At 59.5% G+C, this 25728-nt stretch carries 23 protein-coding genes, 1 pseudogene and 1 other annotated feature; of the genes and pseudogenes, 13 read left to right on the top strand and 11 right to left on the bottom strand.

Annotation, left to right across the window (positions count from 1 at the left end; genetic code table 11):
• The first annotated feature begins 112 nt into the window (after positions 1-112).
• From FJW04_RS18160 to FJW04_RS18150, 3 genes are all read left to right on the top strand, one after another.
• Positions 113-427, top strand: a complete 315-nt coding sequence (locus tag FJW04_RS18160; RefSeq protein WP_140715755.1) for a hypothetical protein — start codon at positions 113-115, stop codon at positions 425-427.
• 144 nt (positions 428-571) lie between these two features.
• Positions 572-1858: a DUF2254 domain-containing protein gene (locus FJW04_RS18155; RefSeq protein WP_348641980.1), complete on the top strand. Its 1287-nt coding sequence runs from the start codon at positions 572-574 to the stop codon at positions 1856-1858.
• Positions 1859-3313: 1455 nt separating this feature from the next.
• The gene (locus FJW04_RS18150) at positions 3314-3523 is read left to right on the top strand and encodes a hypothetical protein (protein WP_140715751.1); all 210 of its coding nucleotides are present in this window, start codon (positions 3314-3316) and stop codon (positions 3521-3523) included.
• A 226-nt stretch (positions 3524-3749) separates the two neighbouring features.
• Here the strand turns inward: FJW04_RS18150 and FJW04_RS18145 are convergent, their stop codons facing one another.
• Positions 3750-4001 (bottom strand): helix-hairpin-helix domain-containing protein, encoded by a 252-nt coding sequence (locus FJW04_RS18145; protein WP_140715749.1) that lies wholly within the window; start codon positions 3999-4001, stop codon positions 3750-3752.
• Positions 4002-4438: 437 nt separating this feature from the next.
• On the opposite strand from FJW04_RS18145, the pseudogene FJW04_RS30335 reads away from it, so the two are divergent.
• Positions 4439-4629 (top strand): annotated as a pseudogene (locus FJW04_RS30335) (hypothetical protein); the annotation flags it as partial.
• 102 nt (positions 4630-4731) lie between these two features.
• Here the strand turns inward: FJW04_RS30335 and FJW04_RS18140 are convergent.
• The 8 genes from FJW04_RS18140 to FJW04_RS18105 form a co-directional block, all read right to left on the bottom strand.
• Complete coding sequence (locus FJW04_RS18140) at positions 4732-6210, bottom strand: SulP family inorganic anion transporter (RefSeq protein WP_140715747.1); 1479 nt, start codon at positions 6208-6210, stop codon at positions 4732-4734.
• 62 nt (positions 6211-6272) lie between these two features.
• Positions 6273-6328 (bottom strand) — a sequence feature (sul1 is cis-regulatory element that is thought to sense ions involved in sulfur or methionine metabolism; They are found in Alphaproteobacteria).
• A 477-nt stretch (positions 6329-6805) separates the two neighbouring features.
• Positions 6806-7591 (bottom strand): hypothetical protein, encoded by a 786-nt coding sequence (locus FJW04_RS18135; RefSeq protein ID WP_140715745.1) that lies wholly within the window; start codon positions 7589-7591, stop codon positions 6806-6808.
• Positions 7578-8111 (bottom strand): sigma-70 family RNA polymerase sigma factor, encoded by a 534-nt coding sequence (locus FJW04_RS18130; RefSeq protein ID WP_140715743.1) that lies wholly within the window; start codon positions 8109-8111, stop codon positions 7578-7580. The genes FJW04_RS18135 and FJW04_RS18130 overlap by 14 nt, the downstream gene beginning before the upstream one ends.
• 72 nt (positions 8112-8183) lie before the next feature.
• Positions 8184-8357 (bottom strand): ribbon-helix-helix protein, CopG family, encoded by a 174-nt coding sequence (locus tag FJW04_RS30580; RefSeq protein ID WP_281405548.1) that lies wholly within the window; start codon positions 8355-8357, stop codon positions 8184-8186.
• Positions 8358-9033: 676 nt separating this feature from the next.
• Entirely contained in the window at positions 9034-9705 is a 672-nt protein-coding gene (locus FJW04_RS18120; protein WP_140715739.1) for a hypothetical protein, read from the bottom strand.
• 64 nt (positions 9706-9769) lie between these two features.
• The gene (locus tag FJW04_RS18115) at positions 9770-10327 is read right to left on the bottom strand and encodes an SH3 domain-containing protein (protein ID WP_140715737.1); all 558 of its coding nucleotides are present in this window, start codon (positions 10325-10327) and stop codon (positions 9770-9772) included.
• 264 nt (positions 10328-10591) lie between these two features.
• Positions 10592-10999: a hypothetical protein gene (locus FJW04_RS18110; RefSeq protein ID WP_140715735.1), complete on the bottom strand. Its 408-nt coding sequence runs from the start codon at positions 10997-10999 to the stop codon at positions 10592-10594.
• 478 nt (positions 11000-11477) lie between these two features.
• Complete coding sequence (locus FJW04_RS18105; RefSeq protein WP_140715733.1) at positions 11478-11846, bottom strand: hypothetical protein; 369 nt, start codon at positions 11844-11846, stop codon at positions 11478-11480.
• 993 nt (positions 11847-12839) lie between these two features.
• On the opposite strand from FJW04_RS18105, the gene FJW04_RS18100 reads away from it, so the two are divergent.
• The 9 genes from FJW04_RS18100 to FJW04_RS18060 all read left to right on the top strand — a co-directional run bounded on the left by FJW04_RS18100 (position 12840) and on the right by FJW04_RS18060 (position 22437).
• Complete coding sequence (locus FJW04_RS18100) at positions 12840-13820, top strand: manganese catalase family protein (protein ID WP_140715731.1); 981 nt, start codon at positions 12840-12842, stop codon at positions 13818-13820.
• A gap of 4 nt (positions 13821-13824) precedes the next feature.
• Positions 13825-14652 carry a DsbA family protein gene (locus FJW04_RS18095; protein ID WP_140715729.1) on the top strand — a complete coding sequence of 276 codons (828 nt, stop codon included), beginning with the start codon at positions 13825-13827 and terminating at the stop codon, positions 14650-14652.
• Positions 14653-14810: 158 nt separating this feature from the next.
• A complete protein-coding gene (locus tag FJW04_RS18090) occupies positions 14811-15185 on the top strand; it encodes a hypothetical protein (protein ID WP_140715727.1) in 375 nt (124 codons plus the stop codon).
• Complete coding sequence (locus FJW04_RS18085; protein ID WP_140715725.1) at positions 15182-17278, top strand: pyrroloquinoline quinone-dependent dehydrogenase; 2097 nt, start codon at positions 15182-15184, stop codon at positions 17276-17278. Before FJW04_RS18090 ends, FJW04_RS18085 begins: the two co-directional genes overlap by 4 nt.
• Positions 17279-17436: 158 nt before the next feature.
• Positions 17437-18450, top strand: a complete 1014-nt coding sequence (cyoA, locus tag FJW04_RS18080; protein ID WP_140715723.1) for a ubiquinol oxidase subunit II — start codon at positions 17437-17439, stop codon at positions 18448-18450.
• Positions 18440-20443 (top strand): cytochrome o ubiquinol oxidase subunit I, encoded by a 2004-nt coding sequence (gene cyoB, locus FJW04_RS18075; RefSeq protein WP_140715721.1) that lies wholly within the window; start codon positions 18440-18442, stop codon positions 20441-20443. The genes cyoA and cyoB overlap by 11 nt, the downstream gene beginning before the upstream one ends.
• Positions 20440-21147, top strand: a complete 708-nt coding sequence (locus FJW04_RS18070) for a cytochrome (ubi)quinol oxidase subunit III (protein WP_140715719.1) — start codon at positions 20440-20442, stop codon at positions 21145-21147. Before cyoB ends, FJW04_RS18070 begins: the two co-directional genes overlap by 4 nt.
• On the top strand, positions 21144-21608 hold the full coding sequence (gene cyoD / locus FJW04_RS18065; protein WP_140715717.1) for a cytochrome o ubiquinol oxidase subunit IV: 465 nt from the start codon (positions 21144-21146) through the stop codon (positions 21606-21608). The genes FJW04_RS18070 and cyoD overlap by 4 nt, the downstream gene beginning before the upstream one ends.
• 94 nt (positions 21609-21702) lie before the next feature.
• Positions 21703-22437, top strand: coding sequence for a DUF4396 domain-containing protein (locus tag FJW04_RS18060; RefSeq protein WP_140715715.1), 735 nt, complete (start codon positions 21703-21705; stop codon positions 22435-22437).
• A 270-nt stretch (positions 22438-22707) separates the two neighbouring features.
• Here the strand turns inward: FJW04_RS18060 and FJW04_RS18055 are convergent, their stop codons facing one another.
• Together FJW04_RS18055 and FJW04_RS18050 are read right to left on the bottom strand one after the other, a co-directional pair.
• Positions 22708-23961, bottom strand: coding sequence for a cytochrome c (locus FJW04_RS18055; protein WP_140715713.1), 1254 nt, complete (start codon positions 23959-23961; stop codon positions 22708-22710).
• Positions 23958-25724 carry a GMC family oxidoreductase gene (locus FJW04_RS18050; RefSeq protein WP_140715916.1) on the bottom strand — a complete coding sequence of 589 codons (1767 nt, stop codon included), beginning with the start codon at positions 25722-25724 and terminating at the stop codon, positions 23958-23960. The genes FJW04_RS18055 and FJW04_RS18050 overlap by 4 nt, the downstream gene beginning before the upstream one ends.
• Between the last annotated feature and the right edge of the window lie 4 nt (positions 25725-25728).

Genomic DNA, 25728 nt, shown 5'->3' with positions numbered 1-25728 from the left:
TCAATGACCATACTGTCGCGCCCAAGATAGCGTGGAACCGCTGCCCAACAGAGCAGTTCCTGTTCAAACGGAACACCCTGGGGCGGACCTGTCGCCCAGAAAGGTAATGCAAATGAGACTCATAGTTGCTGCGACCGCAGCTTCAATCGCCTTTTCAGTTCACCCGGTGGCCTCGCAGGCCGCAGCGGAAAAACACACGCTCAACTGTCGTCCGGCTCAGGGCTCGAGCTTAGACCAGGGATCTGCTCCCGAGACACTATCCGACAAGCTCAAGAGTTGCGACGGAGTGCTCAAGGCCCCGAAGATTGGCGACAAGGAAATGGTCGAGCCAGCTCCGCACGTCGGCACAATGCCCGTTATTCCGCCAGGCGCGGTGCCGCAACAACCCTCCAGTGAGGCGCTTGGTTCGAAAACCGAGCTGAACTGATCACGCCGGTTGATTGGCCAGAGTCGCGGAACGAGAATCTTCGTCTGGCTCTTGGTGTTTGGAGATTCGTGATGACCAGTTGCCTGCAATGAAAAGTCAACCAGGGTTATGAGAGCGCGTCTCCGCAAGCTGGGCGCCTGGCTCGTGAACACTTTTTGGTTGATTCCGGCTGCGATGACCCTCGTGGGGGTGTTGCTGGCGTTCGTGCTGATCGCAGCGGACCACAGCAGGATTATGACCAATTCGCAACTGGAGAACTCTTGGCTTTACAGCGGCGGGGCCACGGGCGCACGAACCCTACTGGGGGCCATCGCGTCCTCGACAATCGGTGTCGCGGGTACCGTTTTCTCCATCACCATTGCGGCTCTGTCGCTTGCAGCTGGACAGATGGGCCCGCGGCTGCTGCGGAACTTCACGAGCGATCGTAGCAACCAGTTTACGCTGGGTGTCTTTGTCGGCACGTTTTCATATGCTCTTCTGGTCCTGCGGGCAGTTCGCACCCAAGGCGAGGGTGTTTTTGTACCCCATCTCGCACTCACCGTCGCCATCGCACTTGCGTTCGTCTGTGTGGCCACCCTCGTGTTTTTCGTTGGCCATATGGCGGGACGCATAAACGTCGACACGGTGATCTCGTTGGTGAGCAACGACATGCAGCTTGCATTCGACCGAATCGCAAAGAAGGACAGGCAGCCCGAGGCTCCTCCGCCCTCATTTTGGAGCGGTGCAACGGTCATTTTCGACAGCCGGCAAGGCTATCTTCAGCAATTGGATGAGTCAGGATTGGCCAAGTGGGCGGCCAGCAGGGGAACCACGCTGCGACTGCTGGCCCGGCCAGGTGACTATGTATTTCCCGGAGCGCCAGTCGCATTGATGACACGGCCCGCTGAGGGCGCAGCGGATGCGATACGAGATGCTACGGCACTCAGCAGTGAACGTGGCAGTTCGGCCGATATGAAATTCGCAGTGCGGCAGCTTGTCGAAGTTGCCGTCCGTGCGCTATCTTCGGGGATAAACGATCCATACACAGCTCTGACCGTGATCGACCGGTTCGGGGCAACCTTATGCAAGCTTGCACCCTTGCACCTGCCCAGCGGTGTCTTGATCCACGAGGGAACGCCTGTCCTAGTGTCACCCAGCGTTGACTACGATGGCCTGTTGGACGACATGTTCCACATGATAAGGCAGAACGGTTCGAGCAGTCCGGTTCTGCTCATGAGGATGCTGGAGGTGCTGACGGTCGTTATGGCGTGCGACCAGGCCCCGTCTCGTCGAGCTGCGCTGCAACGCCACGCCGATCTACTGCTGGGCGACGCCAAACGGAACATCCACACGCCCGAGGATCTCCGCGACATCGTCCGCAAGTACGCTGGATTCATGACGATGAAAACTCGTGGCCCCCTCCACTACCTCAATTCTGACGGAATGGCCTGAGGGTTGGCTGGGCGGATCGACTGCCCGATTTGCCAAACGCACTTCTCGGCAAAGGAACTCCGACCGCCACTATCCTCGTGCAGGCTGGCCAGCGGCCGGCATCCTGGTCCGCACAGTCATTATACTCTACTGACCTTATATCCCAGCTGGTGTTTAACGTTCATCTAGAAAGATCAATTGAACGTTCGTCAGCATCTTTAAAGTTCCTCTTAGTCTTATCACGAGATTTTTCGTGAATTTACTTTAGGTGCGGAACAATAGCTTGTTCCATTGGTTGGAACTTGGAGATCCCATCGGCCGCGATCGGCAGGTACGCATCGCCTGAGCTGATCCGCGGGGAAGGCAGGTGCAACCCTTCGTTTCGCGCGCCTGCCAGGTCTTGACAAGCCTTCGTCGGCAAGTCCGGCGAAGCCAGCTCAGAGATGAGCTCGGGGTCTCGCGGCCTGTAAGGCCACCAGCCATCGCGGGTGACGCACGCAGGTCATAAAGCACCGACCAAAGGAGTAAAACATGAAAGGCTTGATTCTCTCTCTGGCCATGATGGCGTTCGCTGTACCCGCGTTTGCCCAATCAGGCGACACAAGCAACACCACAAAGAGCGCTCAAACTGGCGAAGGCGGAAATGCCCAGCAAAACAAAGACATGGCGATGACGGTGGAAAAGTTGAAACTCAGCTCAAGAACGCGGGGTTCAAGCAGATCCAAGTGCTGGACGCCTCGTATCTTGTCCAGGCTCAGACGGACGACGGAGACCGGATCTTCATGGTCATCAACCCGCCTGCGAGCTTGTCCGACACCACCTCGGCCACGGGGAACCAAGGTAGCGTCGCGCAGTGAATCTCTGATCGCCAAAGGTGCGCGGCCCCCGGCCGCCACCGAACCCATGTTCAATTCGGTTCCTCGCGTCAAGAGGCCCGCGGTGCTGTTTAACCGAGCCGGGCCCCCGTACCCTAGCTGAGGATTTGGATGCTCTTCTCACACTCCGATCGCTATTGCGGGCCAAACCGCCCACGAATGACAGTTTCAGTCCCTTGGCTCCGCGAGGTGGCGTTCCGTCGCGCTTGGGGAATAGGAGGGCCGGCCGGGCCAGGTGAGGCCGTCCACCTACCAGGGCTGCGTGCAGTCATGTGTAGGCCGACACGATCCTCCAGCATGAGCTGCCGACCCAGGCCGGCAAGTATCTTCTCTTTCTGGTTAGTGGCGATTCAGCTTCTGAAGGCCAGATGGTCATCTGCTGAAGCCAATCCCACGGTGGGTCGACTGTGACACCGGTACCTTCAGTCCGCCGCCTTGCGCAGGGCGGTTTGTTTGGGCCATCCCGGTCGGGAACGACCGCCTCGGGCAGACTGCCTCGGGCAGACTAGAGTTCGCGCCAGACCACATAGACCACAGCCAGAGCACGGCTTTGAAGCAAGGCAAATATTGCAAATCACCGGAACACCAATGGAGGTACGCCGTGATCAAATACCATACTGCTCGCCTTGAGGAACTTATCGAGCAATACATGGAGACGAGGTCCTGGACCTGTTCGCCTGTTTCGGTGGCGGCGGCGGCGGCAATTATCCTCGCGGAAATGCCGGATTGTGCCATCCAGGCACAGGAGCTAAGCAGCATGATCGCCCGTTCGGCCGTCCGGCACGGGCACGCAGTGAGCTTCGACTTGTGATCCGCTCCGCGAGAAGCTCGCAAGCAGTCAGCGGGCCCAGTTTAGTGCCATGAAGAAGCTGGCAGGCATTTCTGCAATGTACGGCGGCGATCTCCCTCGCTTCTCGGGTCATGGCCAAAATGTGTGGTGACGGGCGCCGGCACGTTCACTGCGCTCTGGCCAAGCCGTAGCCGACAGCATCGCCGCTTGCCGGTGAGTTCCGTGCTTGCGCGGCGAACTGTCGAAATCAGAGTTTCCTGATCGTGGCCGGCCCAGCCTTCAGCCGCACCACCAGCGCGGCATCGAAGCCGTCCAGAGCCTCGACTTCGGCCCATCGTTTGAAGGGCCGGTGGTCGCACAATCGGCGGGCCAACCGAGCATCCATGCCAGGCAATGCCGCCAACTCGTTCTGCGAAGCCGAATTGATGTCGAGAACCTGGCCGGCGTGATGAGCAGTTGCATCATGCTGTGTGCCGGCAGCGTTTCGGATCGTCTTCATCCTCGCCTCCCTGGGTTCTGCTACTGTCGGCGCCAGCACTGGAATACCTGCCTCGCCGCCGCGATCATCAGTCGATCGCCGTCCGGTTTAAATATGACCCGTTCTGCAAACGTCCAGAGTTTTGCTCAATCCGGTATGCTTCCATTACCGAAATCCACCGAGCTGTGAGTTTAGGCCAGCAGAGCGCTGCGGGAACCGGTCGACGGGGGCGCAGATCGCCCGAAAAGCCAAGCCGGTCGCTGGTTCGATCGCCTTTTGGAGAATTCCGAATGATGGATTGCAAGACTACCCGGGTTCCAGTGCGATCAGCAGATCACTACCCCCCGGAAACCCATGTTTGTGCGGGCTAGCCTCGACGCGCTGCGAGGTCAAGCCGCATCGTGACTGCGTCGTCGCCAGCTGTGCGGCACGCGACGTCCCAGGATTGCAAAGGCCTCTCGGCGCTGCGATATGTTGGCGACTATCTGCAGGCCACCGGCCTCTTCGAGGAGATCAATCTTCTAGCCGATCCCGATGAGCCGCGCGACCTGTTGGCATGCTGCTGAGGGCGGCCCTGCAGCCGGCAGCTGAACAAGGCCATCTCCTGGAAGCAGCTGAACAAGGCCATCTCCTGGAACACGAGTTCTGACTACGCCCTGCTCCAGTGGTAACCAACCAACATTACCCGCCCTGGTGTGGTGCGAGCTAGCCCCTGTTTTAGCTATGCTCAAGTGCCTCTCGGACCCCGCGTCTAGTGGCCGGAGGCTGTTATATGCCTGGCTTCGCGAAGGGCGAACTTGCCCATGATCGTGGCGCTCGCTTGGTTTAAGCCGACCAGCTCCACGTCCACTTTCTGAGCTTGGAATTTCAGGACCGCCCGGTCAATCGCTCCCACTCCCGTTAGATCCCAGACATGAGCGTGAGAGAGGTCGATGCGGACGCTATCCAGGTTCTCGCCGAAGTCGAGGGCCTCAAGGAATTCCCCCGCCGTGGCGAAAAAAAGCTGACCCAGGATGGTGTAGGTCCGCACCCGTCCGTCCTGCGAGCTCTCTGAGACAACCCTGAAAATCTGCGAGACTTTCCACGCAAAGAAGATGCCGGAAAGCAACACGCCGACCCCTACACCAAGCGCAAGGTTGTGCGTTCCCACCACGGTAAACACGGTTGCCAGCATGACAAGGCTGGAGCGGCGGGGATGCGTGCGCAGGTCGTTGATGGAGGACCAGGAAAATGTGCCGATCGAAACCATGATCATGATCGCCACCAAGGCCGGCATTGGCACCATCCTGACCCAATCGTTGAGCAGCAGAAGCAGGCAGAGTAGGAACGAGCCCGCGACGAAGGCGGAAAGTCTCCCGCGACCGCCCGATTTAACATTGATCACCGACTGGCCGATCATCGCGCAGCCCGCCATGCCGCCCAGGAAGCCAGTGCAAAAATTGGCAATACCCTGACCGACGCACTCGCGGTTCTTGTCGCTTCTGGTGTCGGTCATCTGGTCCACGATGGATGCTGTGAGCAAGCTCTCCAGCAAGCCGACGGCAGCAACGCCGGCTGAATAGGGAAGGATGATCCACAACGTGTCCAACGTGTAAGGCACGTCGGGGATCAGGAATCTTGGGAGGCTTGACGGTAATTCTCCAAGATCGCCGACCGTACGCACATCAAGGCCCAGCGTCAGCGAAGCCAGGGTAAGGACGACGATGCAGACGAGTGGGGAAGGAACGGCCTTGGAGATTCGGGGGAAAAGATAGATTATCGCCAACCCGGCGGCGATCATCACGTAGGTTTCCCAGGTCTTGCCGATCAATTCGGGAAATTGCGCCATGAAGATGAGAATGGCGAGTGCATTGACGAAGCCGGTGAGAACCGAGCCAGAGACGAAACGCATGGCATGGCCAAGCCGGGCAAATCCCGCGAGCACCTGTAGTACACCCGCCAGTACAGTCGCCGCCAGGAGATACTGCAGGCCATGATCGCGAACGAGCGACACCATAAGAACGGCCGTGGCCGCTGTTGCGGCCGAGATCATCCCCGGTCGACCGCCGGTGATGGATATAATGACGGCAATGGAGAATGAGGCATAGAGTCCGACTTTGGGGTCGACCCCCGCGATGATCGAAAATCCGATCGCCTCGGGTATCAGTGCGAGAGCTACGACAATGCCCGCGAGCAAGTCCCCGCGGAGGTTGCAGAGCCATTCTCGGCGATACCTTTCCAAGGAATTCATAAGTGTCCGAAGTGAACGCAAAGCCGCCCCCTCAAAAGGGTGAACGCTAACTGGGCTTTGGAAATTGTCCGGCGGATCAGCGGCCGGAATAGCCACCCGGGATCACACCGGGTCCGAATTGAGTTGTTCCCGTATAGCACGTGATTGCTGCAAAGCAACATACGATCCGGGTGCTTGCCCGGCCAGACCGAGGCTGCGCAACATTGCGCATGGCCTAACCGGTGACCCTCCACCCCAATTTGCGGGGGTGGCCCTTCTTCTCACGTTGGTCGCCGAGCTACCGCTGCTCCCCGCTGCCATCTAACGTGAGCGGTCCGGCATAAACCCCCGCGGAAACGCCGGACCGCTAAGGAAGTGCTGGCGCGTTCGCACTTCCTCGATCGAAAAAGCTTAGAGCTGCAACGCCGCGGCAACCGTATTCAGTGGCGCCCCAACCGAGCGCTGAATTTGCAAGCTCGACGCAAGTTTGTGTCCTGCAAAAATCAAGCCGATTCCTCTCGTAAATTCGAGCCTTCCAGTCACTGCCGAGCTTCCAAAGCCGTCAATGCCGTGCTTCTGAGACATCCGTTCGTCGCTGCTACGGCCGGCCAGCAACTTAACCTCTGACCTTGGGGGCGACATTTCTGCGGCTGGCCACTTCCATTTCCTTTGCTTCCTTCTCCAGGCGATCCGGCGTGGCAGAGCCCATCAGCGCATATGCCGTGCCACCTGACTGCCAGTAAACGGTGGGCACTCGACCGTCAGTGGCCGGAGTTGGGGGCACGGCGTCTTCGCCGTTCATGGGAACTGCCACCAGCGTAATACGGCCAACACTTGGGGTGTCCGCCGTTACTACCAGGCTCTGCTTCCCGTTCCAGGGCTGAACCTGAACGTCCTTCACCCGCCAGACTGTCGGAAGAGCGGGCATGCTTATGTTTACCGCTCCGATCAGCCGTTCGATCTTATCCTGCTTCGGCTCGCTGCCCTTCTCAGGGCCGGCATTGAGCTGGGCGACCCGCAACGCGTCCCGCGCAGCCAGGATGAACGTCTCATCCGCCTTTTGACCGCCTTGGCGAAGCGGCTCGGTCAACGAATTGGCTGACCAGCCCAAGAAGACCAGCGCCGCCGCAGCCAGCTGCAACTTGAACACCGCAAATACTTTCCTTCGTCGGAACGCGTTCTCCAACTCCCGGGCCCTGTCCAGGCTTGCTCGAGGTGGAAACAGCCGCTGGGGCTGGACATTGCGCAACGCTTCCATGCGCTGTGCTTGCGCGAATACCTCCGCCGCTGCTTCCGGCTCGCGGGCAAGACGCGCCTGGAGTTCAGACCTCCGGGACGGCAACAGCTCGCCGTCAAGAAACCGGTTTATCTCCTCTTCGGAAATTCGGTCACTTGGCCACATCACGGCCTCCCACTATTTTCAATTGAGCCCGTGCGGTGTCGTTCGTCTTTTCCATATTGTGTTTCAGGGCAATCCGGGCCCGGCTCAAACGAGACATCACTGTTCCCACCGGAACCCCAAGCACCGCGGCAGCATCCGAATAGGTGAAGCCTAAGACGGCGACCAAATGGAGCACTTCGGCTTGGTCAGACGGTAGTCCCTCTAGCGCCCGTTGAACGTTGGAGAGCTCAGCGCAGTGTTCTTGTGATGGCATCAGCAACGGGTCGCATTGTTGGGCATAAGCGGCCAAGCGACGGCGCTCAGCATCAGCTCGGACAGCGCTTGTGAAAAATGTGTTCCGAACGATCGTGATCAACCACGGCATCAGCGGGCGCGACGCGTCGTAGGTGCGCGACAACCCGAGTGCCCGAACAAGCGCCTCCTGCACCAGATCGTCCGCGTCGGTGTCATTTTTTGTGAGCACCCTGCTGTAGCGCCACAGGTCCTCCAAGTGTGGAGTGACGTCGAAGTTCACCTTCATGGTCCATATACTGATCGGGAGCCGAAACTATTCCAACCCCACTGACTACAATTTGCTACCGCCGGTCTGATTCTACCGATGGATCAAATCGTCGCCTGGGACTGGATCCATCAACCGTGTTTCAAGCCACTCGCTCAGAGCTCTCTCAATGAGATCATCGCGACTGACATTCATCCGGCTCGCCAGAGTTGCCAGCCCGTCTGCAGTTTTTGGCCTCAGTGGCACACCTGGCGTGTTTCGTAACATGAAGGCTGCGCGCAGGTCCGAGCGCTGCAAATCCGCTACTTCGTGGCCGGCCGTGTCATTCCTGGCGCCAGACAGTGTCATGGATGTTCCTTTCGGCGGGGGAGGCCCAGCAGTGAAGGGACAACCAAGGAGGGCCTGCTGGGCCTGACAGGCGAGGGGCGACTAGCTTGCCTGCCTGGAATATACCGGACAGCACCGGAAACTATTCCAAGGCCGCCGGATTTTTTGCCCGCCCAAAGGGCGAGACGGATCACAGCTGTATCTCCTTCTCGGGGATGAGAGGCCGGCGCGGGTGCTAAAGAGATTAGCGCCCCGAGAGCTTGAAGGGGGCGCGCTTGGCATCGGGTGTGAATGGGTGGCGCCAAGCTGAAGATCGGACCAGCTCAGGCCGCTCTATCCGAGGCTGTCGGCAAACCGAGGCTATGTCTGCAAGCCGCAAGCGAGAATGACCGGAACTAACAATCGGATCGGACGGACCGGCGCGAAAACCTCTTGGTGCCAGCAAAAGTAGGACAACTGCGGCCGCGATCAATGCGATTACGATAGCAGTCTTCAAAATCTCTCTCATGGGTTCCCATTCAAGATGGTGAGAGTGAGCCTGATGACTGAGCAGTCGCTCCTATTCGATGTCGAGCCAGCAACGCCTCTGGCAGTACCAAGCAGGGCCATTGGAATTCTATTTGCAAGCGCTACTCGCCTGCAATGCGGCGCTCAATCCCATCAGGGAATATACGTACTGGGTCTGGGTGCCCCTCCAGGACGTGGCGAACAGCTTCATGTTGCTTCCGGCCCGCATCGCACTGATCATTGACCGATCCTCACCGGCGTTCTGAAGCCAGGCCTTGTTATCTTGCGTGAACATTGAGAAGCGCTGGTCTGCAATCACCACATTGATATTCGACCCTGGCTTGAGCCGATACCCCATGATTGCCTCGGGCTGTTCCTCGACCGGTGTGCGCGAGACCGTTACAAAATTTTCGCCATGATCGACACCGGCCGGCAGTTTGGAAACGGGGACACTCAAGACATAGCACCTTGTCGTGTCGGCACGATAAGAATAGACGCCCCAAGCGCCGTGCCGCGAGAGGAGTCTTGGGGCAGCCTGCACCCAAGTGGTAGAAACCAGCAAACATGCGATGCCCGCTCCAACTGATTTGATGCCCATTATTTCCTTCCAGCTTAGCAGCGCCATAGTGTCCCCGAGGCTTTCGCCCGGAAAAATCTCGCTTTCGGCTCTTCGAGGGTTCGTGACTGCCGTCAGCTTGCCGTCACCACGATTCACGAAATGGTGAGTGGAAGGATCCGGCCCGCAACAGGCAGCTCGTTGTTCACAAGGGGGGTCGCTCAACAATCCGTCCTCTGGATGCTTGCCTGTGATCGTCCGCAAGCCACTCGACCCGTGCGGGTTCGCTTCAAAGCACCTCGCCGGGATAGACGCCCCACATACTGATCTGCCTGATGAAGCCGGATTTGGGGCCCAGTGCAACAGCACACCATTGTCCGTCGCATCGGGTCAGTTCTACCCGCACGCCAGGCTGCAGCCAGGCAACAACCGAACTGCCACTGGACGGTTTGTCTCGCAGCGCAACGTTGTCCTTGGCCCAGGGCTCGACAACGGCCGCCCTGCGGCCTGACAGGAGCGATTCATGAATCCATCCGCTGGTTCCGTCCCAGTCTCTGACCCGTCGCCAATTGTCATACTGTTGGTAGATTTCCAGCGGCATTCCCGGGCGCATAAGGACCCATTCAACTTGATACCCCATGCCAGGACCGACACGAAGGTTGGCTGATGAGGCTCTCAGCGCGGCAAAGCGAGGCAGAACGAGAAGATTAGCCTTGGAGCGGAGTCCCGTCGCCGTCGCGGATCCTGCGAGCGATCCAGCTATCAGAATGAACCGAGCAAGAGAGATAGACCAGTGATGCCCGGCCTTGCTGAGGACGTTCGGGCCGAGATTCGCCGTCGACTTCATGCAATCTGCCACGGAATGTGGAACGGCAATCTCGCATGCAGCAAACGAGAGCGTTGATTGCCGGACGCCGTTCCTATGCTCTTGTAGAAGCCCGACCGAGCTTTGAGGCGAGGTGATTTCAATGCCGCGAGAAGATGCACGATCCGTCGGTCCAGGTAGCGTCCAGATCGGCCACTGCAGTGCAAGCCGCCGGGGGGTTCAGATCAGGTTTTACCGGTTGCGTCATACGCCATTGAGGTTCTCGGCAGCAGACGACGTATGGCATCAGCCCTTTGTCTGATCCTCAGACACGGTGCTCGTCGGAATCGCGTCCAACGCGACCAGTTTTTCCGCGCACAGATCAGCGGCGCCCGGTGCATCCTTTTTTATTCCGGCGAATTTGACCCAGCCACCGTCGGTAATGAAACCGTCCCTCTGATAGGAAGACGTTTCCTTCAGCTTGGCCAGATTTTGGCTCGCGTCGGACGCCGTGATAAACTTTTGGACACACAGATTGGCGGCCAGTTCTGCCCTGGCTTTTATGGCTGAGGTCTTGGCCATTTCCGCCGCAGTTCCTGCCAGGGTCCAGCCGCCGGCAGTGAATCCGACGATGATGGTGAGGACCACCGCGCCTACCACTGACCAGAACCAGAGCGTCTTGGAAGGCCGATATTCTTCGAATTGTTGCGACATTTCCTGGTTCTCCGTCTCGTTTGTTCTCTGTGGACTGGGATCGAAGCCAACCCGCGCAGGTCGTCAAAAGCTTGCTGCTGGCTGTCCAGCAGGTGGAGGGGTGGGGCATCTCACCGGCAGAGCTTCCGATTTGTCTGATGCACAATATACTTAGCATGGGCGGAATCTATTCCACGCCGGTCGCAAGTTTCTGAAGGCAAGATGCTGGCTGCCCGTTTTCTCAGCCGCCTGATCTCTTCCTGTGGCGTAGCGCTACAGACGGAAACTTCGAAGGGAGCCCGATGTCGCGGACTCGTGGGTCAGGGCGAGAACCGCAAATCGGCACAGCGGTAGCAATGCGCAGCAAGGGTCGGTCTACCACCTTGGCGTCAATCGGCCGCTGAACTGTCGATGTGCTTGCCCCCAAGTTTGGCTTCTGCGGGTTTCGCCGTCACCAGTACCCTCTTCGACACACTCTGTCCGACAGGGGCGGAGGAGCTCATATCTCGCCCACGACCGTGCCGTCACCGTTGGCCACCATCGCCGCAATTTCCCGGCAGGCATCCACGTCGCTTGCTTCTTCAAGTGCCTCCAGTGGAGCGCGAACGCGCAACCACACGGCATCACCGGTTGGTTGGGCCAGAACCGCCTTCACCGCTGGCACGACGGGCAGCTTCAGGAGCTTGCCAAGCAGGTCGTCGATCAAGCGATCGTCCTCACCGCGCACGAGTTTCGCCAGCAGCGCCGGTGCGAAATTGGCCGCCCCGCTGATCGCCCCGCTGGCGCCTTGCCTGACCGCTCTCGCCGGATGGCCTTCATGGCCGACGAGTATGGCGAGGTCGCGATGCTGGGCAAGCAGCGCCGCCAAGTGCGATCCTCGTGAATGCTCCCTCAGGCCAAGACTCCTTAGAATCTCCTCCTTCCCTGCAGCTCACGAGGACGTCCACGACTTCCCGGCGAAGGTTAAAGTCGGTGCGACCAGTCGGATGCGTCCGCCTGAACGAACAGGTAAATGCCGATGGCCAGCAACATCGCCAGCATTATCCAGATGATCAGTTTCGAGATGTTCACAGGTGGCAGATAATCGCAATGGCGCCCCGGCAGCAATTCACATTTCGAGGCTTGAGCGTTTGAGGGATAAGATTGCACGATTGCGTTATCGCTCTTGATCGGCCTCTTTTTTTAGCGTTCCCTGATGCGTTGTGACGAGATCGATTTTCGAAACGATATTCGCTGTCGCTGCTGGGGTCGCCCTGTCGACTGCACTCGGCTATCTCGCCTATGCTTGGCCGGGCGATGCCGTGCCCATGCTGGAATGGCTTGCCAGGCCGTTTACATTCAGCACCCTTCTGTGGGCGGCGCTCGGGGCGATGTTTGGGCTCAGCGCCTTGCAATTTCGGCGAGGCCGAACAGGCGTCGGCCGCAAAATGCGGCGCGACGAGCGGGAAACCCCATAGCGGACAAGAGCCTGCTAGACATGCGGAGGCTCCGGTGAACAGCACGCGCTCATTGTGCTGCGAAGCAGGGTCCACCGGGGCCCTCAAATTTCTGCGCCTGTAAATGCTTCGATGAAGAAGTAGTTAGTCGCCGTCATGCTCAGCAGATGAAGCCATGAACATACCGGCGAGGCGTGCCCAGTCATTCCGCGCCACAAACGCTCGGATAAGGCATGCTGCCGCAAACTCCTGCCCGGTTCCTTCGCCTCTCGCGACACCCAGAAAAGGAGTGCCCGGTTGGAGGAACAAAACTCTGCCCCTTCAGTTCGGCCCGAGGTGCTGCGCCCCGGTGTTGCACGTGAGCCCGACGTGAGTGCCCTCTGGGGTGAACCGTCGGATCGGCCACCCCCAAAACGGAGACAATCATGTTTCACCACGTCAAGGAACTTCAGTTCAACGCGCGCGTATCTGAACCCGACCCAAAATTCGCTGCCCTGCTGCTTGAACAATTCGGTGGCGCCAATGGCGAGCTGGCCGCCGCGATGCGGTATTTTACCCAGGCCTTCTCAACCCGCAAACCTTACCCCGACAAGTACGATATGTTGATGGACATTGCGACGGAGGAGTTCAGCCATCTCGAGATCGTCGGAGCAACCATCACGATGCTTCTGGACGGGGTCAACGGTGAACTGAAGAATGCGGCCGAGGCGAGCCCCCTGAACAAACTGACGAAAGGTAAGGCCGGCAAGGAGGATGTGCTCCATGAGGCGTTGACCAACCCACAATTTCTGGTTCAATCAGCTGGCGGACCGACCTTGACGAATAGCCAAGGTGTGCCGTTTTCCGGCAGCTACATAGACGCCAACGGCGATTTGACCGTGGACCTGCGCTCGGACATGGCCGCCGAGGCGCGAGCGAAGATCACCTACGAATACCTGATGAAATTCACGGACGATCCTCTTGTCCACGACAGCCTGCGATTCCTGATGACTCGCGAGATCGCCCACTTCCAGATGTTCGGGGCAGCGTTGGAGACCATTCAACCCAACTTCCCAATGGGCGTCCTGCAGGGAGACCCGCGGCATACCCACACCTACTTCAATCTCTCGAACGGAGCCGAGGCGCGGGGTCCCTGGAACGAGGGACAGGGTCCGTGGAGCGCCGGCGAGAGCTGGGACTATGTGAAGGAGCCTCACAAGCACGTCATCGACACCCAGGGAGAGATCAACCACGAACCAAAGAGCGTCAACATCACTCAAAAGCAGGTGGAGGCCAAGAACAAGGAGCTCTCCCACAAACGCAGCGCCGAGGTCAAAGCAAAAACAACCTCTGCTCCCACCCAGTGGTCCTCCTATCCGCAGGACTCGATCGACAGCCCGGTGAAAGCGCAATCCACGGGAATCTGACGACGTGGGTGAGAGCGAGAACCAAGCCTCGCCCGAACCCCGGCCCAATAACACGCCGGTTCTTGAGATCTCGTATTTCACGGATCCACTGTGCTGTTGGAGCTGGGGCTTCGAGCCTCAATTGAGACGCTTACGCTACGGCTTCGCCGGTCGGATTGCGTTGCGATTGCGTTTGGGCGGCATGATCGGTAGCTGGGACAGGTTCAGTGATCCACTAAACGACGTTCACCGCCCGGCGCAGATGGGTCCGATCTGGATCCAGGCGGCTCGTATTACTGGCATGCCATTCGAGCCGACGATATGGGCTCGCGATCCGCCAGCCTCTTCGTGGCCTTCCTGTCTCGCGGTCAAGGCGGCGGGTCTCCAGTCGGCCGCCGCCGCCGACCTCTATCTGCGCCGCATTCGCGAAGCCGTGATGATTGAAGGCCGGAATATCGCGAAAGAAGAGGTGCTGGCCGACATCGCACATGAGCTTGCCAAAGCACGCCCTGATCTGCTCGACCCCAAGCGGCTCGAGTTGGACGCAATCGGAGCCGAGGCGCGAGCCGCGCTCGAGGAGGATGTGCGCGAAGCCAGATTCCGAGGCGTCGGCAGATTTCCCTGCCTCAGCCTCAGTCGGCCGGGAGCGGATCGCGCCTGGATAGTCGGCTGGCTGCCTTGGGATGAATTGCTCGCCAGATTGCTCACCTATGCCCCCGACCTCGGGGCGGCGCGGGAGCCCCCCAGTGCTGAAGCGTATGCACTTTACTGGGGTGGGATGACGCCCCGGGAAGCTGAGGGCACAACAGGCAATCCAGACGGCACGATGGCCAACAAAGCTGCGTTTCCCTAGGCACGCGCGGCGCGTTCCGCCGCTCACGTCGAGCTTCCGCCGCTCACGTGATGGTGAAGCCGCGGTTGGAACAGACCGGCCAAGCTCGGGTTAGCAAAGTGCTCCGTCCCGCAAGACGCCCCTTTGGGATCGCTTAAACAAACGTCGCAGGAACGATCATGAAAACCCAGCAACTGCCGAACATCAATCATCGTGGCCCGCTCGTCGTCATCACAGCGGCGGTGCTGGCGAGCGCAATCGCTTTCTACTACTTCGCCACCCCACTGACTGGGGTAAATGGAACCCCCGGAGCCATGCTTGTGCTCGTTGCCAGCCTGGCACTTGCGCTGGATGGCCTCGTATTGCGCTTCAGAAGAGGTGGTGTCGTCTTCACCCTGGCCTGGATCTTGGGCCTTCTAGGAGCACTCGGCACATTCACCGCCGCCGTGTTTCTCCATGCCTGGTGGCTCGTGGCTGCCGTGGCCGTTGTGTTGGCCGGGCTGCTGATCACGCTGGGTTTCCGTCAGACCAAGATTCAGGATACGTCCCAATGAAAACTGGTAACTTCCGTACGAGCGTGGCCTTTGCCGTCTTCCTGTTGATCGGGGTCGGCATACATTCAGTCTCTGCCCAAAATGACAATAATTCACCCGCGTCGCAACCGGGCGGCATACCGGATGCCGTTAAACAGCCGAACGACACGAGCGGAGGCGCCAGCCCTTCGGCCGGGGGCGCGGGTTCGCCGATGGAAGCGACAACGGCCCCGCTCCCCGCACCAAAGCCAATCCCTCTGATCCCGCCGCAGCCGACCTGGAGCAGCTTTCATGGCCAGCTTAATGGCCAAAAGTTCTCGCCGCTCACCCAGATTACCGCGGCAAACGTTGGCTCGCTGCGTAAAGTATGGGAGCTGCACACCGGTGATATGTCGGACGGCTCAGGGGCATTGCCAGCCTCGGTCTGGTCCGCAACTCCCATTTTCGCCAACGACACGCTTTATATCGGGACACCCTTCTACGGGGTGCTGGCACTCGATCCGGGGACAGGGGCGATCAAGTGGAAGTTCGAGTCCAAATCCACTTTGAAAGCATTGACACAGCCAGCCTTGAAGAACCGTGGCGTTGCTTACTGGCAGAGCAAGAATCCGATAGCCGGCGAAGGCTGTCAGAAGATCGTCTATCTCGGCACCATGGATGCGCACCTCTTCGCGCTCGATGCCGATTCCGGACAGCTCTGCAAGAAATTTGGCTCGGGTGGCGTGTTGGATGTGAACCAGTGGAACGACATCAACGCCAAGTACCCGCTTTCGCTGTTGCAGCCGCCCACCGTGGCGGGCAACCACGTCATCATCGGCTGGGCTGGTAAGGATTGGGCCTATGCCGAGGCTCCTCCTGGGACGGTGTTCTCGTTGGATCCGCAGACCGGCGTGCGACAGTGGTCGTTTTCGGCACTGCCTGCGCAGATCGCAAAACGGACCGGGACCGCCAATGTTTGGACGGCAATGTCCGTGGACGAAGGGCTCGGGCTCGTGTACCTGCCGGTCTCCAGCCCGTCGCCGAACTACTGGGGCGGCAACCGTGCCGATCCCATACCACTTGCGACATCGACCACCGCGCTGGATCTCGAAACCGGCAAGGTCGTCTGGTCGCGACAGTGGGTCCATCACGACATCTGGGACTACGACATCAATTCCGCGCCTACGCTTATGGACATCACCGTGGCGGGCAAACAAATTCCTGCCCTCATGCAGGCGACGAAGATGGGCTTTCTGTTCGTCGTTGACCGGCGCACCGGAAAAGACGTCTGGCCGATCGATGAACGCCCTGTACCGGGCGGCGACGGCAGCGTCCAAGGGGAAGTCTACGCTCCCACGCAGCCCTTCCCCACCAAACCCGCACCGCTGCTGGACCAGTCCAAAAAGCCACCCATCTGGCGAATAGCTGATGTCGTCGGCCTGGGCGAGTGCTCCCGGCTATGGGACAACCTCTCCTATCGTGGCATGTACAGCCCCCCGACACACAAGGGCGAAGGCGTGCTGGCTTACCCGGATTCGGCGGGCGGCGTCCAATGGGGCGGGGTGGGGTTCGATCCAGGCACCCAAACGGCGGTGGTCAACTTCTCGCACGTCGTCCAATCCATCAAGCTCTATCCCCGCGATGAATACCAGCGGCTCGCCGGCGATTCCGGCAATGAGCAGGGCTACTATCCGCAGGAGGGCGCACCCTACGGCATGTCGCTGCACAACGCTCTCAACTGGCTTGGCATGCCCTGCTGGGCACCCCCCTTTGGAGAAATCGCCGCCATCGACATGACCACCGGCGACATCAAATGGCGCCGGCCGATGGGAGCATCGCAGAAGTGGGGCTTCTATATGCCTGAATCACTCGGGTCGGTGACGATTGGTGGCCCGGCCGTGACGGCGGGTGGTTTGATATTCATCGGGGGGTCGATGGACGCCAAGGTGCGCGCCTATTCTCTCACCAACGGACAGGAACTTTGGTCCGACATTGTCCAGGCGCCCGCGGTGGCCAATCCCGCGGTGTACGAGTACCGCGGCCGCGAATACGTGGTGTTCGTCGCCGGCGGAAATACCATTCTGAAAGACCAGGTTGGCGATCAGGTTGCCGCTTATGCCCTTCCCGGGCCGTAACGACCAAACGCCACCACCGGTAAAGCTCTGGTCGCAGGTCCAGTCGCTGCCGCTGTGACTGTCTTGCTCAGGATGCACCATCGGCCACATCCAGGAAGCTGTGAAGGCTACTTCGAATGAGAGTTGGGAATTGCCAAAGCGCAAAGGCGTCGTCGTGCATGCAAGGCAAGGGCGAAGTCCAAAGAGGCACCTGCCAAAGGGTCGATCGCGCCGCACCGCTCATCGCACGAGCCGTGGCCGCTCTGTCGGCAACCTCCGCGGTTCTGACCGGGTGTTCGGGAGGCGTATTCGATCCGCAGGGACCAATCGCGGCCGGCAACACGAAAATCTTGCTCAATTCGCTGGCCGTAATGCTGGTCATCGTGATCCCTACATTGGTCGCGCTGCTCCTTTTCGCCTGGAAATTCCGAGCCACAAACAGTCAGGCCCGCTACGACCCCGAGTTTGTTTATTCCGGTCGCATAGAGCTGATCGTCTGGGGGATTCCAACTTTGACGATCCTCTTCCTTGGTGGACTCATCTACTACGGATCACATCACCTGGATCCCCGCACGCCGATAGCTTCAGATAAGCCACAGCTGAATGTCCAAGTCGTGGCGCTCGACTGGAAATGGCTCTTCATCTATCCCGACCAGCAAGTCGCCACTGTCAACAAGCTTGTCATCCCGGCTGGCGTGCCGATACATTTCACATTGACTTCCGCCAGTGTCATGAATGCTTTCTTCGTGCCGCAGCTCGGCAGCATGATCTACGCCATGAACGGTATGCAGACAGACCTGCACCTGCAGGCTGACCACGTGGGTACCTACTACGGGCAATCGGCGCATTTTAGTGGCGACGGCTTTTCGGATATGCACTTCCAGGTGCACGCGATCCCGGCACAAGAATTTGACGCCTTCGTATCCGGTTTGAAAGCCGAAACCGGCGTCTTGAACGCCGACGTCTACCTCAAGCTCGCGCAACAGGGCAGCGATGTTCCGGCGACCACGTTTGGTCATGCACAACCGGGTTTGTTTGATGCAATCGTGCATCAGGCGCTGCCTCCCGGCCCCGGTCCAGCCGACAACAAGTCCGGCAACAAACCGAACATCAGGCCCGAGTCGTCGCCGTCGCCCACCGCTTCGGCGAACCCGGCGACGAAGCAACGAGAGGAGGCGCACAATGCTCGGTAAGCTCGACTGGTCCGCCATCCCCTTTGACCAGCCGATCCCACTTGGAGCGGCCTTGATCGTGTTTCTTGCCGGCCTCGGTGTGCTAGGCTGGATTACGTTAAAGGGGCATTGGCCTTATCTATGGCACGACTGGATAACGTCCGTCGATCACAAGCGCATTGGCGTTATGTACATTGTGCTTGCCGTACTGATGCTGCTGCGCGGCTTCGTCGACGCAATCATGATGCGCACCCAGCAGCTGTTTGCGATTCACGGACCGGGTTACCTGCCGCCCGAGCACTTCAATCAGATATTCTCGGCCCACGGGACGATCATGATCTTCTTCGCCTCGATGCCGTTCATGATCGGCCTGATGAACTTCGTTGTGCCGCTGCAATTGGGAATACGTGATGTGGCGTTCCCCACGCTCAACTCGGTCAGTTTCTGGCTGACGGCGACCGGTGCCCTGCTGGTCAATATCTCTCTGGTTGTCGGGGAATTCGCGCGCACCGGCTGGCTGCCCTATGCGCCGCTTTCCGAACTCGCATATTCGCCCGGCGTGGGTGTGGATTATTATTTGTGGGCGATCCAGATCTCCGGGGTCGGAACGCTCTTTACCGGCGTGAACCTGGTAACCACCATTTTGAAGATGCGCGCTCCTGGAATGGGGTATCTGCGCATGCCCATGTTCTGCTGGACGTCGTTGGCTTCCAATCTCCTGATCGTTGCTGCCTTCCCGATCCTTACGGCGACGCTGGCGATGCTGACGCTCGACCGCTACCTCGGCTTTCACTTCTTCACCAACGAAGCCGGCGGGAACCAGATGATGTTCGTCAACCTCATCTGGGCCTGGGGCCATCCAGAAGTGTACATCCTGGTGCTTCCCGCCTTTGGCGTGTTCTCCGAGATCTTCTCCACGTTCTCGTCCAAGCCGCTGTTCGGCTATCGCTCCATGGTGGCGGCGACGATGTTCATCTGTCTCGTGTCGTTCATGGTCTGGCTGCACCACTTCTTCACCATGGGCGCAGGCGCAGACGTAAATACGGCCTTCGGCATAGCCACCTCGGTAATTGCTGTTGGAACAGGGGTGAAGATCTACAATTGGCTCTTCACCATGTATGGCGGGAGAATTCGCTTCGACACTCCAATGCTATGGGCGCTTGGCTTTGTCACCACTTTCACCATCGGGGGAATGACCGGCGTCCTGCTTGCAGTGCCGCCAGCCGACTACGTTCTGCACAATTCGCTCTTCCTGGTGGCGCATTTCCACAATGTCATCATCTCAGGCGTTCTCTTCGGCGCTTTCGCCGGCTTTACCTTCTGGTTCCCAAAGGCGTTCGGCTTTCGACTGCACGAGGGATGGGGCAAGGCGGCCTTCTGGCTAACGCTACTGGGCTTCATCCTCGTCTTCGCACCTCTTTATGTGGTTGGCCTGGAAGGCATGACGCGCCGGCTCCAGCACATTGAAGTGGATGCTTGGGCGCCTTGGATCGTCATCGCGGCAAGCGGTATCGCGGTAATGCTTTTAGGTGCGGCCTGCCAGATCGCGCAGCTCTTCCTGTCAATCAGGGACCGTGACCAGCTTCGCGACGACACTGGCGACCCTTGGGACGGGCGCTCGCTCGAGTGGTCGACACCGTCGCCACCCCCTCCGTTCAACTTTGCGCACCAGCCGCATGTCGAAAACGAGGAGCCCTATTGGAGCATGAAACAACGCGTGATCGAAGGCCAAGACCCAAAGACGGTCAGGCAGTACGAACCGATCGACATGCCAAAGAACAGCCCAACGGGTTTCGTGACTGCATTCTTCGCAACGCTTATCGGATTTGCACTCATCTGGCACATCTGGTGGCTGTCAATTCTCGGGTTCCTCGGCGCCTACGCCACATTTGTCGTGTTCGCCTGGCGAGACCAGGCCGAAATCGTGATCCCTGCCAAAGAGGTCGAACGGATCGACCGCGACCGCACCGCCGCGCAAATCGCCTGGCTCCGGCGCAGGGAGCAAGTGACATGAGTGACCACTTCGATACGATGCCCAGTGACATCACCGCTGGAAGTACCAGACGCGACCCCTACATGGTGGGCCGTTCGAGCGAGCAGGGAGAAGGGCGCTCACGACACCAGGGTGCCACCGGACACGGCGAGGGCGGTCCCGCCTCGAAATTTGTAACCGTCACCTACGGATTTTGGATTTTTCTCCTGTCCGACATAATCATGTTCTCGGCCATTTTCGCGTCGTACGCGGTGCTCGCGAATGCGACCGATAACGGGCCGACAGGCAAGCAGCTGTTCGACCTCACACGCGTTGCCATTCAGACCGGGCTCTTGTTGACCTCGACCTTCACCGCAGGGCTCGCCTCGCTGGCGGTCGAAAGACGTTCGATGCCTGGCGCACAGTCATGGCTGGTCGTCACTGGGGTCCTTGGAGCATTGTTCCTGCTTCTCGAGGGACAGGAATTCATCACGATGATCGGGGACAATGCCGGTCCCGGCCGAAGCGCGTTCCTGTCGGCCTTCTTCGCTTTGGTCGGGTGCCATGGCGTCCATGTGGGGCTTGGCATCCTGTGGCTCGGAACCATGATGGCCCAGCTCTGGGTGAAGGGCTTTCGCGCCGACATCTTGCGCAGGCTTCACTGTTTTACCCTCTTTTGGCACGCCCTGGACATCATCTGGGTCGCGATTTTCAGCCTCGTTTACCTGCTGGGAGCATCGCAGTGACAGATAAGACCGCCCCATCCGACGCGCCCGTCGACACCCGCGATGCCGCCCCTGGCGAGGAGACGATCGCGCGCAATGAGCCTGCGGCTGGACTGCGGGGATATCTGCTCGGCTACGGCCTCGCGCTCCTGTTGACGGTGGGGTCGTTCATCGCCTCGCAGACGGAGTTGATCTATCAGCCGGCCGTCATTTCTGCGCTCGTCGTGCTGGCCCTTGCACAGATCGGCGTGCATCTGGTTTTCTTCCTGCATCTGACGACCGGACCAGACAACACAAACAACATTTTGGCCCTCGCTTTTGGAGTGTTGATCGTTGTCCTGATTGTGCTCGGCTCCGTCTGGATCATGCGACACCTCGACCAGAACATGGCGCCCATGAACCCGCAACCGCTTGCGTCGCTGACGCCCCGGGCTGCCGAACGACTTCGGCTGCTCTCGGCTTTGCCCGGCGCGGTGGGCTGATCGAAGCTGTTCCCGTCAGTCTCGTGAGCCGGCGCATCAAATTGACGGCCAGGATGGCAGGCGGCATCCAAGGACAGCGAAAGAGGAGGAAACTATGATTCCCGAATGGTTACGTTGGGTGGCCGTGCTTTCCTTGCTGGCCGGAATTCTGTCGTCAATCTGGATTGCAACAGACGAGTTCCGAGCCCCGCAGGATATGTGGATCATGAACCTCGTTTGGCCGGTGTGTGCCCTCTTCGGATATGGCTTCGTTCTTTTCCTTTATGTGCACTCCGGCCGGCCAAGCTCCAAGGGCACGGTCGAGCGGCGAAGCGGAGACGCAAAGAACTCAGGCTCGCACAAGACAGCTCTTTCGCCGACGGCGATCGCAAAGGCAGCATTGCATTGCGGAGCCGGCTGCACCGTGGGCGATGTCATTGCCGAAACGCTGGCTCTTGCCTTCCCAACTGTCCTGTTGTGGCTGGGCTGGAAAAGCTTGTTTGCGGAGAGGACGATTTCGGTCTGGATCCTGGACTACATCTTCGCCTTTGTGCTGGGCATCGCCTTCCAGTATTTTACGATAAAGCCGATGCGACAGCTGTCCGCGAAGCAAGGATTGCTACAAGCCCTCAAGGCTGATGCTCTGTCGCTGACAGCATGGCAGGTTGGTATGTATGGCCTCATGGGCGTCGGGCAGTTTTTGCTCTTCAAACCGGTCTTCGGGACGCAACTGGAAGCCAACATGCCTGAGTTCTGGTTCTTGATGCAACTGGCCATGCTGGCCGGCTTTGCAACCAGTTATCCCGTAAATTGGTGGCTCCTCAGGAAAGGCATAAAGGAACTGATGTAGGGCTGCGCCCCTCGCCAGAGCTGCCCCAGCTCCCCTGCAGGAGAAACCGTGCCTTGCGATGAGCCATTCCCGCAGCGCCGCTCAGCCTTAACGCTCCCCCAGCGCACGCCCCTGCCATCCGACACTCCGCCGGCTCCGGACCCGATGCTTGGTCGATCCTCGCTGCCGCTGTGGCAGCATTGTGCAGGCCTTAAAATGGACCGCTTGGCACGCCTCTGGAAGGTTCGCTATACCGCTTTCGCTACGGCCGCCGGAGGCGGTGCAGACCACCTAATACGCGCTCGTGGCCGACTCGACCGACTTGCGCAGGTCTCGCACCTCGTCGGAGCTCACCGCGCCTGCCTTGTTGCCCCAGGCATTGCGGACGTAGGTAGCGACTGACGCAATCTGGCCATCGGTAAGCTTCCATCCGAATGACGGCATCGCCAGTGGGTTCGGACTTTCGGGCATCGAGGCAGCGTGCCCGCCGTTGAGGATGATGCGTAAAACCGACAGCGGCTGGTCGGATTGGACGACTGCGTCCCCTTTGAGGGAGGGAAAGAGTCCTTTCACGCCGACGCCTCCTGACTGATGGCAAGCAGAGCATTGGTCGGCATAGATCGCCTGTCCGGCGCGAACGTCGTCCTGGTCTGGACCTTCCGAGCCTTGCCGAGCGGTAGCCGGAAGCGACTTTAGATACGTTGCGATCGCCTGCAAATCTTCGTCGCTCATTTTGGATGTCGAGTCCTTGATCACCTCGGCCATCGGCCCATAGGCGGTGGTGCGGTCATTGCGGCCAGTCTTGAGAAAACGGGCTATGTCCCCTGTGTTCCACGATCCCAGGCCCTGACGCCGGTCGCCTGCCAGGCTCGGCGCGTACCAGTTCTGGATTTCCCCGCCCTGATACATTTGGTCCGTCTTGGCCGAGCCGAACATGTTCTTGGGTGTGTGGCAGGCCCCGCAGTGACCGAGACCTTCCACCAGATAAGCGCCGCGATTCCACTCCGCCGACTGCCTTTTGTCAGGCTGGAATTCGCCGGGCGTGAAGAACAGTTCGTTCCATCCCGCCATGGCGATCCGATGGTTGAGCGGCCATGTAAACTCGTTGGCACGCGTCGGTGCCCGCACCGGCTCAACCGTACGCAGGTAAGCGCGGATGTCATCAACGTCCGCGCGCGAAACCTTGGTGAACCAGGGATAGGGAAATGCCGGATAGAGACGGTGGCCATCTGCGGCTATCCCCTCGTGCATGGCGCGGTAGAATTGCTCCTCGGTCCACGCGCCGATGCCCGTCTCGGGGTCGGGGGTTATGTTGGCTGAATAGATAGTGCCGAACGGCGTCTCGATGGGCCGGTCGCCGGCAAAGGGCTTGCCGCCATCCGCCGTGTGGCAGGCGACGCAATCGCCGGCTGCCGCCAGACGGCGCCCGCGCTCCTGCCTGGCGAAGTCCCCGATCTGCGCCTGGGCGAAGGGGCCGGGAAGAACCAACCACCCGCCGATCAGGGCGGTGGTTGCAGCCAGGGCGAGGAGCGTGTGCTTCGTCATGTCTGCACCAGAGGACCTGGTCGCTTGAGATACTGATTGCGGATCGCGTCCGCTGCCCAAAGCGCAAGTGCACTCACTGTCCCGGTCGGGTTGTATCCGCTGTTGTGCGGAAAGGCGCTGGCGCCGACCACGAACAGGTTAGGCACCTCCCAGTGCTGCAGATACCGGTTGACCACGCTTTGCTGAGCAGTGGCGCCCATAATGGCGCCACCTGTGTTGTGCGTCGACTGATAGGGCTCGATGTCATAATGCGGCCCCCGCGGCGACTTCTTGATCTCGCGCGGCTTCATCGCCTTTGCAATGTCGACCATCTTGGCCATGGTGAAATCCTGCATCCTCAATTCGTTCTGCTTGAAGTCGTAGGTCATGCGCATCAGGGGTCGGCCGTAGACGTCCCGATAGGTTGGATCAAGATCCAGGTGGTTGGCCGAGTTCGGCATTACCGCCCCCATCAACGAAACCGACATGGAGGTCAGATAGTTCTCGATGAAGGCCTTCTTCCACTTGGCACCCCATTTTGGGGTGCCTTCCGGCAGGAACTCGGTCTCGATCGGCCGGCCGGTGGTCACGTAGCCGGCAATGTAGCCGCCGTGGATGAAACCAAGCCCGCTATGGTCGAAGTTATCGCCGTTCCAGTCGTCGACGATCATGCCCAAAGCGCCGGCCCCCACAAAGGGATTGAGGACCTTGTCGCCAAGGAAGACGTCCACCGAAGGGGTGATCTGATAGCAATAGTTCTTGCCGAGCGTCCCCTGGCCGGTACTTGGGTCGTAGATTGTCCCAATTCCGGAGGTCATCAACAGGTGCACGTTGTGGGTGATGTAGGCGCACACAACCACAAGGTCGGCGGGCTGTTCGTATTCGTTCCCGTGCATGTCGACGTAAGTGACACCCGTGGCGTGTTTGCGCGAGCTGTCGAGATTGATCGCCGTGACCTCGCTTTCGGTGCGAAGACCAAAGTTTTTCTTCTGCATCAAGACGGGCAAGATCGTCGTCTGCGCACTCGCCTTGGAATAGTTGCCGCAGCCGAACTTTTCGCAGAACCCGCAATAGGTGCAGGGCGCCAGACTGACACCGAGCGGGTTGGTATAGGCCTGTGACATGTTGGCGGAAGGGCATGGGAACGCATGCAGCCCGATCGAGTCCGCCGCTTCTGCAAACAACGTCGGCCCATAGGTCTGCTTCATCGGCGGCGTGGGGTAGGATTTGGAACGCCGTCCCTCGAAGGGGTTCCCGCCCGATTTTTTCTGTCCGTTTACGTTGCCGGCCTGACCGGCGATCCCGCACAGTTCTTCCCACCGGGTATAGTACGGCTCGAGCTCGTTATAGGTGACGCCCCAATCCTGCAGCGTCATGTCCTGCGGAACCATGCCTTCGCCATAGCGTGCGATCGTCTGGCTGCGGATCTCGAAGTCATAAGGCAGGAAGCGCCAGGCCTGACCATTCCAGTGTAGGATCGAACCTCCGACGCCGGTTCCGGGTAAGAATGACCCCAGGCGCCGCATCGGCAGCGCCTTCTGGTCGGACGTATTGCGGAACGTCAGCGTCTCCTGGGCGGTCTGTTCGAACAGATGACCGCGGTAGCGATAGCGCAGCTCGTCCTGGATGAAGGTTGGGGCAAAATCCGTGCTGGTTTCCCGCAAGCTGCCACGTTCGATCGCAAGGACTTCGAGACCAGCCTCGGTCAGTTCGTGTCCCATGATGGCGCCGGTCCAGCCGAATCCGACCAGCACGACATCAACCGAAGGAAGCTTCTGAGCCATGGTG

Origin of the sequence: Mesorhizobium sp. B2-7-3, assembly GCF_006440715.1 — a bacterium.
GTDB lineage: Bacteria > Pseudomonadota > Alphaproteobacteria > Rhizobiales > Rhizobiaceae > Mesorhizobium > Mesorhizobium australicum.
The sequence above is the reverse complement of the archived record's forward strand: the minus strand, read 5'-3'. Positions and strand labels throughout refer to the sequence as shown.

Excerpts from the sequence above, each read along its gene's own strand:
- FJW04_RS18110 (WP_140715735.1), bottom strand. The coding sequence starts at position 10,999 with ATGTCGCAACAATTCGAAGAATATCGGCCTTCCAAGACGCTCTGGTTC.
- cyoA (WP_140715723.1), top strand. The coding sequence starts at position 17,437 with ATGCAAGGCAAGGGCGAAGTCCAAAGAGGCACCTGCCAAAGGGTCGAT.
- FJW04_RS18055 (WP_140715713.1), bottom strand. The coding sequence starts at position 23,961 with ATGACGAAGCACACGCTCCTCGCCCTGGCTGCAACCACCGCCCTGATC.
- FJW04_RS18135 (WP_140715745.1), bottom strand. The coding sequence starts at position 7,591 with ATGTGGCCAAGTGACCGAATTTCCGAAGAGGAGATAAACCGGTTTCTT.
- FJW04_RS18115 (WP_140715737.1), bottom strand. The coding sequence starts at position 10,327 with ATGAAGTCGACGGCGAATCTCGGCCCGAACGTCCTCAGCAAGGCCGGG.
- FJW04_RS18060 (WP_140715715.1), top strand. The coding sequence starts at position 21,703 with ATGATTCCCGAATGGTTACGTTGGGTGGCCGTGCTTTCCTTGCTGGCC.
- FJW04_RS18070 (WP_140715719.1), top strand. The coding sequence starts at position 20,440 with ATGAGTGACCACTTCGATACGATGCCCAGTGACATCACCGCTGGAAGT.
- cyoB (WP_140715721.1), top strand. The coding sequence starts at position 18,440 with ATGCTCGGTAAGCTCGACTGGTCCGCCATCCCCTTTGACCAGCCGATC.
- FJW04_RS18050 (WP_140715916.1), bottom strand. The coding sequence starts at position 25,724 with ATGGCTCAGAAGCTTCCTTCGGTTGATGTCGTGCTGGTCGGATTCGGC.
- FJW04_RS18100 (WP_140715731.1), top strand. The coding sequence starts at position 12,840 with ATGTTTCACCACGTCAAGGAACTTCAGTTCAACGCGCGCGTATCTGAA.
- FJW04_RS18145 (WP_140715749.1), bottom strand. The coding sequence starts at position 4,001 with ATGAAGACGATCCGAAACGCTGCCGGCACACAGCATGATGCAACTGCT.
- FJW04_RS30580 (WP_281405548.1), bottom strand. The coding sequence starts at position 8,357 with ATGTTACGAAACACGCCAGGTGTGCCACTGAGGCCAAAAACTGCAGAC.
- FJW04_RS18130 (WP_140715743.1), bottom strand. The coding sequence starts at position 8,111 with ATGAAGGTGAACTTCGACGTCACTCCACACTTGGAGGACCTGTGGCGC.
- FJW04_RS18140 (WP_140715747.1), bottom strand. The coding sequence starts at position 6,210 with ATGAATTCCTTGGAAAGGTATCGCCGAGAATGGCTCTGCAACCTCCGC.
- FJW04_RS18085 (WP_140715725.1), top strand. The coding sequence starts at position 15,182 with ATGAAAACTGGTAACTTCCGTACGAGCGTGGCCTTTGCCGTCTTCCTG.
- FJW04_RS18160 (WP_140715755.1), top strand. The coding sequence starts at position 113 with ATGAGACTCATAGTTGCTGCGACCGCAGCTTCAATCGCCTTTTCAGTT.
- FJW04_RS18090 (WP_140715727.1), top strand. The coding sequence starts at position 14,811 with ATGAAAACCCAGCAACTGCCGAACATCAATCATCGTGGCCCGCTCGTC.